Source organism: Phyllobacterium sp. 22552 (assembly GCF_052044585.1).
Taxonomy (GTDB): domain Bacteria; phylum Pseudomonadota; class Alphaproteobacteria; order Rhizobiales; family Rhizobiaceae; genus Phyllobacterium; species Phyllobacterium ifriqiyense.
The window spans coordinates 482,834-496,879 of the sequence record NZ_JBQENG010000001.1; the positions used below are offsets into that span (position 1 = coordinate 482,834).

14 protein-coding genes are annotated in these 14,046 nt (G+C 51.3%); all 14 read left to right on the forward strand.

All coding sequences use genetic code 11. From position 1 onward, the window contains the following. The first annotated feature begins 7 nt into the window (after positions 1-7). The 14 genes from ACTJI9_RS02430 to ACTJI9_RS02495 all read left to right on the forward strand — a co-directional run bounded on the left by ACTJI9_RS02430 (position 8) and on the right by ACTJI9_RS02495 (position 14,043). On the forward strand, positions 8-1,810 hold the full coding sequence (locus tag ACTJI9_RS02430; protein ID WP_307286106.1) for an acetolactate synthase 3 large subunit: 1,803 nt from the start codon (positions 8-10) through the stop codon (positions 1,808-1,810). Between the two features lie 17 nt (positions 1,811-1,827). Further along, entirely contained in the window at positions 1,828-2,400 is a 573-nt protein-coding gene (gene ilvN, locus ACTJI9_RS02435; RefSeq protein WP_115052604.1) for an acetolactate synthase small subunit, read from the forward strand. 115 nt (positions 2,401-2,515) lie between these two features. After that, a complete protein-coding gene (locus ACTJI9_RS02440) occupies positions 2,516-3,109 on the forward strand; it encodes a LysE family translocator (RefSeq protein ID WP_354344099.1) in 594 nt (197 codons plus the stop codon). Positions 3,110-3,146: 37 nt separating this feature from the next. Continuing rightward, positions 3,147-3,767, forward strand: coding sequence for a nitrile hydratase subunit alpha (gene nthA, locus ACTJI9_RS02445; protein ID WP_115052606.1), 621 nt, complete (start codon positions 3,147-3,149; stop codon positions 3,765-3,767). Beyond that, positions 3,764-4,423 (forward strand): nitrile hydratase subunit beta, encoded by a 660-nt coding sequence (gene nthB, locus ACTJI9_RS02450; protein WP_440805768.1) that lies wholly within the window; start codon positions 3,764-3,766, stop codon positions 4,421-4,423. Before nthA ends, nthB begins: the two co-directional genes overlap by 4 nt. Beyond that, positions 4,410-4,766 (forward strand): nitrile hydratase accessory protein, encoded by a 357-nt coding sequence (locus ACTJI9_RS02455; RefSeq protein ID WP_336439811.1) that lies wholly within the window; start codon positions 4,410-4,412, stop codon positions 4,764-4,766. Before nthB ends, ACTJI9_RS02455 begins: the two co-directional genes overlap by 14 nt. Then, entirely contained in the window at positions 4,763-5,209 is a 447-nt protein-coding gene (locus ACTJI9_RS02460; RefSeq protein ID WP_115052608.1) for a hypothetical protein, read from the forward strand. Before ACTJI9_RS02455 ends, ACTJI9_RS02460 begins: the two co-directional genes overlap by 4 nt. A gap of 61 nt (positions 5,210-5,270) precedes the next feature. Further along, complete coding sequence (locus ACTJI9_RS02465; protein WP_440805772.1) at positions 5,271-6,398, forward strand: ATP-dependent DNA helicase; 1,128 nt, start codon at positions 5,271-5,273, stop codon at positions 6,396-6,398. Positions 6,399-6,514: 116 nt separating this feature from the next. Beyond that, the gene (locus ACTJI9_RS02470) at positions 6,515-7,255 is read left to right on the forward strand and encodes a pyridoxine 5'-phosphate synthase (RefSeq protein WP_115052610.1); all 741 of its coding nucleotides are present in this window, start codon (positions 6,515-6,517) and stop codon (positions 7,253-7,255) included. Positions 7,256-7,395: 140 nt separating this feature from the next. Further along, complete coding sequence (locus ACTJI9_RS02475) at positions 7,396-9,321, forward strand: potassium transporter Kup (RefSeq protein ID WP_115052611.1); 1,926 nt, start codon at positions 7,396-7,398, stop codon at positions 9,319-9,321. A gap of 23 nt (positions 9,322-9,344) precedes the next feature. Next, positions 9,345-10,568, forward strand: a complete 1,224-nt coding sequence (locus tag ACTJI9_RS02480) for an FAD-dependent oxidoreductase (RefSeq protein WP_115052612.1) — start codon at positions 9,345-9,347, stop codon at positions 10,566-10,568. A gap of 85 nt (positions 10,569-10,653) precedes the next feature. Continuing rightward, positions 10,654-11,292 (forward strand): TetR/AcrR family transcriptional regulator C-terminal domain-containing protein, encoded by a 639-nt coding sequence (locus tag ACTJI9_RS02485; protein WP_115052613.1) that lies wholly within the window; start codon positions 10,654-10,656, stop codon positions 11,290-11,292. Between the two features lie 60 nt (positions 11,293-11,352). Continuing rightward, a complete protein-coding gene (gene ilvC, locus ACTJI9_RS02490) occupies positions 11,353-12,372 on the forward strand; it encodes a ketol-acid reductoisomerase (RefSeq protein WP_113097408.1) in 1,020 nt (339 codons plus the stop codon). A 555-nt stretch (positions 12,373-12,927) separates the two neighbouring features. Continuing rightward, a complete protein-coding gene (locus ACTJI9_RS02495; protein WP_336439815.1) occupies positions 12,928-14,043 on the forward strand; it encodes an endonuclease/exonuclease/phosphatase family protein in 1,116 nt (371 codons plus the stop codon). Positions 14,044-14,046: the final 3 nt, after the last annotated feature.

A 14,046-nucleotide genomic window follows, 5' to 3' on the forward strand; every position in this document is an offset into this window, starting at 1 on the left:
GAGACCGATGACAGCAGATAAACAGGATAGCAGTAAAACTTCGCAACGACGTGAGATGACTGGCGCCGAAATGGTCGTGCAGGCTCTTATCGATCAGGGCGTGACCGATATTTTCGGATATCCCGGTGGTGCTGTGCTTCCGATCTATGATGAACTCTTTCAGCAGGACAAGATCAACCACATTCTCGTTCGCCATGAGCAGGGCGCTGGTCATGCGGCTGAAGGATATGCTCGTTCCACCGGCAAAGTCGGTGTCATGCTGGTTACTTCCGGTCCAGGTGCAACCAACGCCGTTACCCCACTTCAAGATGCGTTAATGGATTCAATTCCGCTTGTTTGCATCAGCGGACAGGTTCCAACCAGTTTGATCGGATCAGATGCTTTTCAAGAATGTGATACCGTTGGAATTACGCGTCCTTGCACCAAACATAACTGGCTGGTGAAGGACGTAAACGATCTCTCCCGTATATTGCACGAAGCGTTTCACATCGCTCGCACCGGACGTCCTGGTCCAGTTCTGGTTGATGTTCCCAAGGACGTTCAGTTCGCTACGGGCATTTATACACCTCCTGAAACCAGTCCGCGGACCAGTTATCGTCCCACCATCCAGGCAGACCTCGAAGCCGTAAAGCAGGCTGTAGCGCTGATGCTGACGGCAAAGCGCCCGGTGATTTATTCGGGTGGTGGCGTTATCAACTCCGGTGATGAAGCAAGCAAATTGTTGCGCGAGTTGGTACAGCTGACGAATTTCCCCATCACATCGACATTGATGGGGCTTGGCGCTTATCCGGCTTCTGGCAAGAATTGGCTGGGAATGCTCGGCATGCATGGCACGTATGAAGCCAATATGACCATGCATGACTGTGATGTCATGGTGAATATTGGTGCTCGTTTCGATGACCGCATTACAGGGCGCCTGAGCGGATTCTCACCAAATTCGAAAAAGATTCACATCGACATCGATCCATCATCAATCAACAAAGCCGTTCGGGTCGATATTCCAGTGATAGGTGACGTTGCCTCGGTGCTTGAGGATATGATCCGCTTGTTGCGTGCTTCATCCACCAAACCTGACGCGAAGGCGATTGATGATTGGTGGCTGCAAATTGACAAGTGGCGTAGCCGGAAATCCTTGTCTTATACCCGCAACAAGGACGTTATCATGCCGCAATACGCGCTTGAACGCCTCTATGCTCTGACCAAGGATCGCGACACCTACATTACGACGGAAGTCGGACAACATCAGATGTGGGCGGCGCAGTTCTACGGCTTTGAAAAGCCAAACCGCTGGATGACATCCGGTGGGCTTGGCACGATGGGATATGGTTTGCCGGCGGCGCTGGGGGTGCAGATCGCCCATCCTGACTCGTTGGTTATCGATATTGCTGGCGATGCGTCTGTGCAGATGACCATGCAGGAAATGAGCGCGGCAGTTCAATATGAGGCGCCGATCAAGATCTTCATCTTGAACAACCAATATATGGGTATGGTTCGTCAGTGGCAGCAATTGCTGCACGGCAATCGCTTGTCGCATTCCTACACAGAAGCATTGCCGGACTTTGTCAAATTGGCGGAAGCTTATGGTGGCCATGGTATTCGTTGTGAAAAGCCTGGCGATCTCGACGACGCTATTCAGGAAATGATTGATGTCAAAAAGCCTGTGCTTTTCGATTGCCGCGTTGCCAATCTGGCAAATTGCTTCCCGATGATACCATCAGGCAAAGCCCACAATGAGATGCTTCTGCCTGACGAAGCCACCGATGAAGCCGTTGCAAACGCTATTGATGCCAAGGGCAGACAGCTCGTTTAAGAACCCGGAGAAATAGAATGAACGCTCAAAATCTAGCCTCCGGCTCGGCATATTTCATCGCCAAGGAGACTGAACTACCTGTTACGACTGTCTTGTCCGTCCTTGTGGATAATGAACCTGGTGTACTCGCACGCGTCATCGGTCTCTTTTCCGGACGGGGCTACAATATCGAAAGCCTGACGGTTTCCGAAACGGAGCATGAGCAACATCTGTCACGCATCACCATTGTGACACGAGGGACGCCGCATATTCTTGACCAGATACGCCATCAGCTAGAGCGCATCGTGCCGGTGCACCGTGTTGTGGACCTCTCTGTCCGTGCTGATGAACTCGGCCAAGCAGGGCCAATCCAGCGCGAACTGGCACTGGTCAAGGTTGCTGGGCTTGGCGAGCACCGAAATGAAGCATTACGTCTTGCAGATGCTTTTCATGCAAAAGTTGCTGATGCCACAACCGAGCACTTCATTTTTGAAATCACCGGCAAAGGTTCGAAAATCGATCAGTTTATTGCGATCATGAAGCCGCTTGGTCTTGTTGAAATCTGCCGGACCGGTGTTGCTGCAATGAACCGTGGTCCTTTGGGAATGTGATCTGTCAGAGGATCAATTCTCTTTTTGTCAGGGGTAAATTGTATCCCTGACAAGTTGGATATTGAGCGGTGGCAGGCCAGATCTTAATATTGGATTTTCATTGACTGGTTCTTAAATGGCGCTCGATGTTTTCCTGACACTACTTCTTTTTGCTTTCGTGACCTCGATAACGCCGGGACCGAACAATTTAATGCTGCTGACCTCAGGCGTTAATTTCGGTTTCAGGCGATCCATTCCGCATATGTTCGGCATTGGCTCTGGCTTCTTCACCCTATTGATTGGTGTCGGCTGCGGACTTGGCGCACTAATTGAAACCATGCCTGTGCTTTATACCGTCCTGAAATTCGCAGGCGGAGCCTATCTTCTTTATCTTGCTTATAAAATTGCGATGTCTCGCTCCATAAGCAATGTTGATAGCAGGGCTCGGCCAATGACGTTTGTGGAAGCGGCAGCCTTTCAATGGATCAACCCCAAGGCGTGGGTGATGGCCGTTACAGCCATGGCGACCTATACCTCGCCGGATGCCTATTTCACGACGATGATGATAGTCGGCATAGCCTTTGCTGTCGTCAATATACCATCTGTATCGAGCTGGGCCGCATTTGGCCAGATCATGCGCGGATGGCTTGCCGATCCAGTAAGACTCAAATGGTTCAATATCATTATGGCCGTTCTCTTGGTGGCAAGTCTTTGGCCTATGTTGAAGTGATCTTGCATCTAAGGCTTTAGGTGCATAGGATTTTGCCATGCCACATGATCACGACGACCATCACCATGATAATGAGCTTGACCCCATGGCTGCGCGAGTGCGTGCGCTGGAAACGATCCTGACCGAAAAGGGTTTGATCGATCCCTTGGCGATAGATGCCATAGTCGAGACTTATGAAACCAAGATCGGCCCAAGAAATGGCGCCAAGGTAGTAGCAAAAGCGTGGAGCGATCCTGAATTTTCAGACTGGCTCCAGCGGGACGCTACGGCGGCTATCGCTTCACTTGGATTCACCGGTCGGCAAGGCGAGCATATGCAGGCTGTATTCAATACGGCCGATACACATAATCTTGTCGTTTGCACACTTTGCTCTTGTTATCCGTGGTCAGTGCTTGGATTACCTCCAGTCTGGTACAAATCGCCACCTTATCGATCACAAGCCGTGATCGACCCTCGCGGTGTTCTCGCCGAATTTGATCTGGTTCTGCCTCAAACCACCCAGATACGGGTGTGGGATTCAACAGCTGAGCTGCGCTACCTGGTGGTGCCACTGCGCCCTGAAGGTTCCGATGACCTGAATGATGAGCAACTGGCCGCTCTCGTTACGCGGGATTCAATGATCGGGACCGGACTGCCTTTGACGCCGGGGCACACATGAACGGGCCGCACGATCTTGGCGGGCAGATGGGATTTGGTCCCGTTGCCCCTGAAGTCAACGAGCCATTGTTTCATGCAGAATGGGAAAAAAGGGCGTTAGGCATCACGCTTGCTGCGGGTGGCATGGGGCATTGGAACATTGATGAAAGCCGTCATGCTCGAGAAAGCCTGCATCCAGCCGATTATTATTCGTCATCCTACTATGAAATTTGGATCAAGGCTTTGGAAGTTCTCCTGGAGCGACATGGGTTCGTTTCAGATGACGAATTGAGAATGGCGCGGTTTTTAACAAAGGGCGCGACTCCAAAACGTGTCTTATTAGCAGAAAGCGTACCCTCCGTGCTCGCTAAAGGTGGTCCATGCGACAGGGGGATGAAGTCCGAGCCTCGTTTCCAAGCGGGTGATCGAGTGCGAACCCGTAATCTAAATCCTAAGACTCATACGCGCCTACCACGCTATGCGCGGGGCAAGACCGGTATCATCGAAGCTGTTCGCGATGGTTTCGTGTTTCCTGACACGAACGCGCATGGCCAAGGGGAAAACCCTCAATATGTCTATACCGTCGTGTTTCAAGCTTCAGAAATTTGGGGTGTTGCCGCAGATCCTTTGTTGACCATCAGTATTGACGCTTGGGAGGATTATATTGAGCTTGCATGATCTGATCGGTAATTCCGCCGCCCCTGGAGGAGAAGCAACGGTTTTTGCGCAACCTTGGCAGGCAGAAGCATTTGCAATGGTGGTCGCGCTACATGAGCGTGGATTGTTCAGCTGGGCCGAGTGGGCACAGGCTTTATCGTCCCAACTAAAACAGTCGGACGAGCTGGAAGACCCTAGCGACTATTATCAATGCTGGCTTGCTGCGTTGGAATCGCTCATAACGGAAAAGAAGGTTGCGCCAAAAGCGGATATAGATTTGCTGACGCGTGCCTGGCAACGCGCTGCCTTGGCAACGCCTCATGGGCAGCCTATCAGGCTGGAAAATGATCCTGATCGGGTATGAAAACTATGCTGACAGTATTGCGAAGTATTTCTGTTCTTGCTGCCCTTGTTGGAGGACTTGTGGTAACGCAGGCCCTTGCACAGGCAGATATTTGGCCTACGCCTAATGAGGAAGAGCTCCGTAAGATCGTCACAGGGGCAACGCTTACCGGCGAAGTCAAAGCGCAGCCGCCCTTTAATTTCAGCGAATATCTTGGCGCTGACGGCACATCACGCGGCAAGATGATCGAATGCTGCAAGCCCGACGAGCTCGCAACAAAGGGCATGTCATATTCGGGGGAGTGGGCGCTGGACCAAGGTAGCCTATGTTTCACTTATGAAGGTGAGGAAAAGAAAATTTGCTGGAAGTTGCAGGTCAAGGGCGACCGTTTTCGTATGTTGGACCAGCAATTTGGCCTTGCCGGCGAAGGACAGATCCGTTCCGGGAATCCTGATAATCTATAGTCTAATGGCCTTTATCAGCATTTTTCTTGCCCTTTGATTACGAATCCTGTCTCTCAGGATCATGCAACTGTCACCACAACAGGATGAGGCCTTACAGGCCGTCTCAAAATGGCTGAAGAGCGGACGGAGTCCGATTTTCAGGCTGTTTGGCTATGCCGGCACCGGCAAAACAACACTTGCGCGTTATTTTGCGGAACATATCGAAGGCGATGTTCAATTTGCTGCGTTTACGGGCAAAGCTGCGCAGGTTTTGCGTTCCAAGGGCGCCAAGAACGCGCGCACGCTGCATTCGCTTATCTATAGGCCGCGCGGTGAAGAGGCTGTCGAAAACGAAACGACAGGCAAAACCAGCATCGCGCCAACCTTTTCTCTCAATAGGCAGAGTCCTGTAGCAAAGGCAAAATTGATTGTCGTTGATGAGTGCTCGATGGTTGATGAGCAATTGGGGCGGGACCTTATGAGTTTCGGAACGCCAATTCTTGTTTTGGGTGATCCGGGACAGTTGCCGCCCATATCCGGCGGTGGCTTTTTCACCGAACATGAGCCTGACTTTCTATTGAGTGAGATTCATCGGCAAGCGCGTGACAATCCAATTTTGCGGTTGGCCTTGGACGTTCGTGAGGGGCGTGAATTTGAATTTGGTGACTATGGTGCTGCTAAGGTGATCTCCAAATCTGAAGTGACGCAGGAATTGGTGTTGGGGGCTGACCAGGTTCTGGTCGGAACTAATCGGACTCGCAAACGGTATAATCAGCGCTTGCGAGAGCTCAAGGGATTTTCGGCTGCCTTTCCGCAGGCAGGCGATAAGCTGGTCTGCTTGCGTAACGATCCAGCCAAGGGGCTTCTCAATGGTTCGCTTTGGAAGGTGATGACCTCTTCACGCGAAACAGTAAAACCTGGTATCAACTTGCTGATTGCACCGGAAGATGAAGAGCCAGGACGGGGTGTCGCGAAAATAAAATTGCTGAAAGCGCAGTTTGACGATCCCGATGTAGAGATACCGTGGCAAACAAAGAAGCGTTTCGATGATTTCGATTATGGCTACGCGTTGACTACTCATAAGGCACAGGGTTCGCAGTGGAACGAAGTTGTGCTGTTTGACGAGAGCTATGCATTTCGAGACACGCGGGATCGCTGGCTTTATACGGCCATCACCCGTGCAGCCGAGCGCTTGACTGTTGTCCGATAAAATTCAGGCCGTTAAGTCGGGTGCTTGAGGTCTGAGCTGCTGTCGTAAAATAAGCATGTTTAGCGTCTCCAAACTCATGTACAACAAAACCCAAATACACTGCTCCGGATATTTTCATGACCGCATCTTTGTCTGTTAATCTGAACGCAATTGCTATGTTGCGGAACCGCCGTGATCTGCCTTGGCCAAATGTCATCGGTATCGGCCGTATAGCATTGGCTGCGGGGGCTTCCGGATTAACGGTGCATCCCCGGCCCGATGAACGGCATATCCGGTTTGCCGACCTTCCGGAAATTCGTGCCCTCATTGATGATGAGTTTCCTGAAGCAGAGTTCAATATTGAGGGTTATCCAACCAGTGAATTTCTCGAACTGGTTACCAGGAATGAACCAGAACAGGTGACGCTGGTGCCGGATGATCCAGCCCAATCGACGTCCGATCATGGTTGGGACTTGGAGCGCAACGCAGAATTTCTGACGCCTATTATTCGGGATTTGAAAAACCGCGGCATGCGAGTCTCCCTTTTTGTTGATCCGGATCCGGAGACGCCGCTGGCCGCAAAAGAACTTGGCGCTGATCGAATTGAACTTTACACTGGCCCTTATGGCTCAATGTATGATGATCCAAACGGCGCGCTAATTGAACTTGAGAAGCTGGGCGTTACGGCATCTGCAGCAGCGAAAGCGGGTATTGCGGTGAATGCCGGACATGATCTGACGGTAGCAAATTTACCTGCGCTGGTGAAGAAAGTGCCAAAACTTGCCGAAGTTTCCATTGGTCACGGCCTCACAGCGGATGCTTTAATACATGGGATGGCGGGCTCTGTGGAAAGATTTCTCAATGCGCTCAAGGTATAATGCTTTGATTTAGCATGCTAATCTGCTGTCATGCATTTTTGCATAACGCAAAGGATGAGATATGTTAAAATGGCGATTGATATTGCGGTGCAACACGACTAACTCGTCCGCCCACGCTGTAGGAGCGAGGGAAAACTTTTATGAATGACCAGCAAGCGGTCGGCGATGATTGCGATAACGGTTCGGTAAGTTACGAGCCAGAACCGCATCACAAGGAAGCCTTTCCAGTTCTCGTTCTGGGCGCGCTTGGTGTTGTCTATGGCGATATCGGAACCAGCCCGATCTATGCTTTTCGCGAAGCGTTGCATGCTGCCTCCCTTGATGGCAGCTTGAGCCGTACTGACGTGCTCGGCGTCGTATCCATGATTTTTTGGGCATTGACGGTCATTGTTACCATCAAGTACGTCACCTTCGTATTGCGCGCAGATAATGACGGCGAAGGCGGTATCCTATCCTTGATGGCCCTAGCCCGGTCCAGCTTTAAATCACGGCCGCAACTTATCTTGGGGCTTGGTATCATTGGCGCTTCCCTGTTTTACGGGGATGCCGTGATAACGCCTGCGATCTCTGTCCTCTCGGCCGTCGAGGGACTTGAGATAGTAACGCCAACCTTAAAACCATTTATCGTCCCGATAACGATTGTCATCCTCCTGACCTTGTTCTCCATCCAAAGGTTTGGGACAGCGAGCGTAGCAAAGATATTTGGACCGATTACGTTGATCTGGTTTCTTGCGATCGGTTTTTTCGGGCTGCTGCACATTGCCGATGATCTCAGCATTTTTGCGGCTGTTAACCCATACTATGCGTTCGAATATATCATGGATAATCCGGGTACCGCTTTCCCCACGATTGGAACTGTGTTCCTTGCCGTGACGGGTGCGGAAGCGCTTTATGCCGATCTTGGCCACTTTGGACGCAAGCCGATTGCTACCGCGTGGATGTGGGTTGTTTTCCCGTGTTTGCTGCTCAATTACTTTGGGCAGGGCGCCTTCATCCTCGCTTATCCGGATGAAGCAAAAAATCCATTCTTCGAGATGTTCCCGCATTGGGCACTCTTACCGATGGTTGTGTTGGCGACTATGGCCACTGTTATCGCCAGCCAGGCCGTTATTTCGGGTGCATACTCATTGTCCCGTCAGGCTGTGCAGTTGAACCTTCTGCCGCGCCTGAATATCGAGCACACGTCAGAGAAGCAGTCAGGCCAAGTCTACCTGCCAAAGGTCAACGCACTTCTCGGTATTGTTGTTATACTGCTTGTTTTGGGCTTCGAGCGCTCTTCAAATCTGGCATCCGCATACGGTATTGCCGTTACTGGAAATATGCTAGTAACGACAATCCTGCTTTTCATTGTCATGACCCGCATCTGGAAATGGAGTTTGTGGTTGGCAACCAGTCTGACCGCGTGTTTCCTCATCATCGACCTTGTTTTTGTAAGCGCCAATTTGATTAAGGTCGTAGATGGAGGCTGGGCGTCTTTGGTCGTTGCTTTCCTGGTTGTTCTTATCATGTTTACCTGGGTTCGCGGCAGCCGGAAGCTCTTCGAGAAAACTCGCAAGGGCGAAGTTCCGCTGGCTTTGATCTCAAAGAAAATGGCTGAAAATCCGCCTACCCTGGTCCCGGGCACTGCGGTTTTCCTGACTGGCGATCCGAAAAGCACGCCAACAGCGCTCATGCACAGTCTTAAGCACTACAAGGTTTTGCATCAGAACAATGTGATCCTGACCGTAATCACCGCTCCATCGCCTTTGGTGAAAAAGAGTGAGCGGGTGCGGATAGAACCTATCAACGACCTGTTCATGCGGGTAACCTTGACGTTCGGCTATATGGAGCGACCAAACATTCCCAGGACGCTCGCGATTTGTCGTAAGCAAGGATGGAAGTTCGATATTATGACGACTTCATTCTTCCTGTCCCGGCGGTCCTTGAAGGCTTCGGCGCGCTCTGAAATGCCACGCTGGCAGGACCGTCTTTTCATTGCTCTGGCAAGAAGCGCCAGCGATGCGACTGAATATTTTCAGATACCAACAGGACGCGTCGTCGAGATTGGAACGCAGGTCAATATTTAGCCCGCATTAGCAAACTGGTCCGCATGAAAAAATTACAGATCGCTATTGTTGGCGCAGGACCGGCTGGATTGGCCGCCGCGCTCTACCTTAAGCGTTCGGACAATCATGTTACATTGTTTGAACGGTTTGAATCGGCTTCTGCGGTTGGTTCAGGTCTTATCCTTCAACCCACGGGACTGACGGTTCTTGACGATCTCGGGTTGTTTGAGATGATCCGGGGTTTGGGTAGTCGCATCGACAGACTTTATGGTGCGGATGCACATTCTGGCCGCACTGTTCTTGACGTGAGATACTCTGCGCTTAAGGGTGGGCGTTATGGCATTGCGGTTCACCGGGCGGCTTTGTTTGGTGTGCTTTACGATGCAGTGCTACGCGAAGCTATCGATATTGAGACGAATATTGATGTTGTTTCAATGGAAGTCGGAGCTGGTTCCGCTTGGCTCATAACGGATACTGGCCGCCGCGTCGGGGCCTTTGATCTGATTGTTGATGCCAGCGGATCGAGATCGAAAATAAATAAATTTGCATACAAGAGCCGGGACCCGAAGCCGCTGGCTTATGGGGCTTATTGGGCCTCGCTCAAATGGCATCCGGATGCTTTTGATGAGCGTTCGCTGCAACAGCGTTATCGCAAAGCAGGAATAATGATTGGCGTGCTGCCGATAGGCAAAGCAAGCGTTGCTGACGAGAAGAGCGCTGCCTTCTTCTGGAGTACCAAGCCAGACGAAAACGTAAAATTGCGTAGTGCCGGAATGACGCAATGGAAAGACAATATATTGTCACTTTGGCCGGAATGTTCGGTTTATCTCGACCAGATCGGCAGCTTCGATGATATGGCATTGGCGCGTTATGGCCATCATACACTCCCTTTCCCAATCGGGCGTCACCTTTCGGTTATTGGCGATGCAGCACATTCGACGAGTCCCCAATTGGGGCAGGGTGCAAATATGGCTTTGCTGGATGCCAAGGCTCTCGCTCATGCGCTGCATTCTTCATCTGACCTTGCAACAGCATTGTCGCTATATGCATCGTCGCGACGTGGGCATATACGGAGTTTCCAAGCATTGTCGCGCGCATTCACGCCATTTTATCAATCAGACTCCAGAATATTGCCCTTCATCCGTGACCGCTTGGTACCAATAATTTCTGGCATTCCGCCAGCGCCGCAATTATTGGCAGCAATGGTTTCAGGCACGCTGATAGATCCATTTGGACCGATCGGATTGCGTGAGAAAGTCTGGAGCTGAATTTTCGGCCTAACGCTTGTCAAACCCTGGGACATGTATTAAAAGCCAAGCCGTAACGTACGGTACGGTACGGTTGGAGGATGTGTTGAAAGCAGAACTGGAAATCAGCGAAACGGCATTAACGGAACGTCAGAAAGACGTCCTTGATGCTGCGCTCGCGCTTCTGGTTGAAGCTGGCGACAAACTCACAATGACAAGCGTGGCGCGCCGTGCAAGCTGTTCGAAAGAAAGCTTATACAAATGGTTTGGCGACCGCGATGGCTTGCTGACGGCTACGGTCCAGTGGCAAGCCTCCAAGGTCAGGGGAGTCCCCGTCAGCCGCAATGCATTTGATCGCGATGCGCTGGTAGCTGGTTTGGAGCGTTTCGCGGCCGATTGGCTGCGGGTCTTGTCGGGTAAAATCTCAGTTGCATTGAACCGCGTTGCTGTCACGCATGCCGGCACAGACAAGCACGGACTTGGTCGCGATCTTGGCGGTATCGTTCTGGAGAATGGTCCATTTGCCATGGCTCGCAGGCTCGAGCCCGTTCTGCTGCTTGGGCGGGAAGCAGGGTTGCTTAAGTTCGAACAGACCGATGAGGCATTCCGTACATTTTTTGGTCTGGTGGTTCGCGATGTGCAAATTCGTCTGCTGCTAGGAGATCGCTTCGAGTTGGGCGAGGCAGCTATTGAGCGTGACGCAAAACGGGCCACTGAACAATTTCTGGTTCTATACAAACCTTGAGAAAAACCGGTCAAGCGACTGGAAAACAATACTGATTGAAACATAGGAAGGAATAACAAAATGCGCGTATATTATGATCGTGATGCGGACATCAATCTGATCAAGTCGAAGAAGGTCGCCATCATCGGCTACGGTTCGCAGGGGCGTGCGCATGCGCTCAATCTGAAGGATTCCGGTGCAAAGGATGTGCGCATTGCTCTGCGTCCCGGTTCAGCAACAGCGAAAAAGGCTGAAGCGGACGGATTTCAGGTCGTCAGCGTTGCCGAGGCAGCCAAATGGGCCGACCTTATGATGATGGCAACGCCTGATGAATTGCAGGCCGATATCTACAAGGACCATATCGCCGATAACATCCGCGATGGCGCTGCGATCGCTTTTGCTCATGGTCTTAACGTTCACTTCGGTCTCATTGAGCCGAAGAAGACTGTTGACGTTGTTATGATCGCGCCAAAGGGCCCCGGCCACACGGTTCGTGGTGAGTATCAGAAGGGCGGTGGCGTACCATGCCTCATCGCTATTCATCAGGATGCATCCGGCAACGCACATGATCTCGCTCTATCCTACGCTTGTGGCGTTGGTGGCGGTCGTTCGGGCGTTATCGAAACCAATTTCCGTGAAGAATGCGAAACCGATCTGTTCGGTGAACAGGTTGTTCTGTGCGGCGGTCTCGTTGAGCTGATCCGCGCTGGTTTCGAAACATTGGTTGAAGGTGGTTATGCGCCTGAAATGGCCTATTTTGAGTGCTTGCACGAAGTAAAGCTTATCGTTGATTTGATCTATGAAGGCGGTATCGCCAACATGAATTATTCGATCTCGAACACTGCAGAGTGGGGTGAGTATGTATCCGGCCCACGCATCATCACGGCTGAGACAAAAGCAGAGATGAAGCGCGTTCTGACCGACATTCAGACCGGCAAGTTCACTTCCGATTGGATGCAGGAGTATAAGGCCGGCGCATCGCGCTTCAAGGCCATCCGTCGCAACAATGACAAACACCAGATCGAAGAAGTTGGTGAGAAGCTGCGCGGCATGATGCCTTGGATCGGTAGCAACAAGCTGGTCGATAAGGCAAAGAACTAAGAAGATCAGAACATAATTTTAAAAGCCACCGGCGAAACCCGGTGGCTTTTTTGTGTCTTTAGATCCGGCGAAGCCACTGAATTTACATTACAAATTGCATCGTTCTCGCGGACGGTTATATGGCTTATAGGTATTGTCGAAAGCTCGATAGGACTGATAGGCCGCGCGACATTTCTCAGCCTGCGTAGGACCGTTATTTCCGGTCGGTCGGTTAGCTCGTCCATTGTAGCAGTTTCCTGTCGAACAATCCCGCAGACTATCCCGATACGGACTATTATTGCGCAGGATCGTTGGGGATCGCGGCACCACATCAAGCCCTCGCGGAGCCGGTCGATATGTCTGGATTTCTCGCGCGAAAGCAGTCGGCATCTGGCCGACCATTTCTAAAACCAGAAGAGCCAGCGCCATCTTAAGAAATTTCATTGTTTCAAGCTTCCGGTTATTCATAAGGTTGATATAGGCGCTTGTGATGCCAATCGCTACTGGCAGCAACGGGGTAATGCGGGTAGGCTATGAGCGCATAGAGCGTCATTGATCTTAATCCAGAGTATTTGCATGTCAGTTCGCATTGCTACCTTCAACGTTGAAAATCTGATGAATCGCTTCGACTTTTCCGGTTTCAAAAATAATCTTAACAAAGACAGAGCCTTGCAGCTCTTTCAGATAGATGATGAGGCGCAATACCGGCAACTCGAACAGGCTCGAGCTATTGCTTATGCCGATGACACACGCCAGCTGACCGCATTGGCGATCGCCGAAACTCACGCGGATATTCTTTGCCTCCAGGAGGTGGACAATATCGGCGCGCTGAATGCTTTCGAATTCGGCTATTTGTTCAAGATGGTGGGTGAGGGCTATCGCCACAAATATATGGTCGAAGGAAATGACAGCCGTGGCATCGACGTTGCTGTCCTGATGCGAGATCAGACACGTGACGGTTTACCGATCGAATTTGTTGCGATGACGAGTCATGCCCATCTCACATATAATGATTTTGGTATTTATAGCGCTGACCTGGCGTTATTGGGTATCGAATCCTACCAGCGAATATTCAAGCGTGACTGCCTAGAGATCGACGTGCGCATCGGTGGAAAGCCGTTGACGCTTTTTGTCAGTCATTTCAAATCCATGGGCACGCCTCGCAACGGCATGGATGGGCGGGCTGCTTCCATGCCCGTCCGAGTTGCGGAGGCAAAGGCCGTGCGCCGTATCATCGAAGACAAATTTGCCAGCAGTGGGGGATCAGCTGATAAGAGCTGGGTCATCTGTGGTGATTTCAATGATTATCGAGAGCGTGTTCTTATCAAGGGGGACACGCTGGTTGGGTACATGTTCGAGCCGGTTAAAGAGATGGAAAGCAGTCTTAACATCCTGCTTGAGGGTGGCTTTTGTGAAAATCTGGTAGAAAGACGCCCCGAAATGGATCGCTGGACGCTTTATCACACGCGAGGACCCAATGAACGGCACTTGTGCCAGCTTGATTATATCTTGGCGTCACCGTCCTTGGCGCAGAATAACATGCAAGCTGTTCCCGACATCATCAGACAAGGACAGCCATTCCGGGCAGTATTCCCACCTGATCAAAAGTTTGAACGTTTTCCTCGTATTGGCTGGGATCGCCCCAAGGCCAGCGATCATTGTCCTGTCGTAGTTACGTTTGACATGGTTTGAACA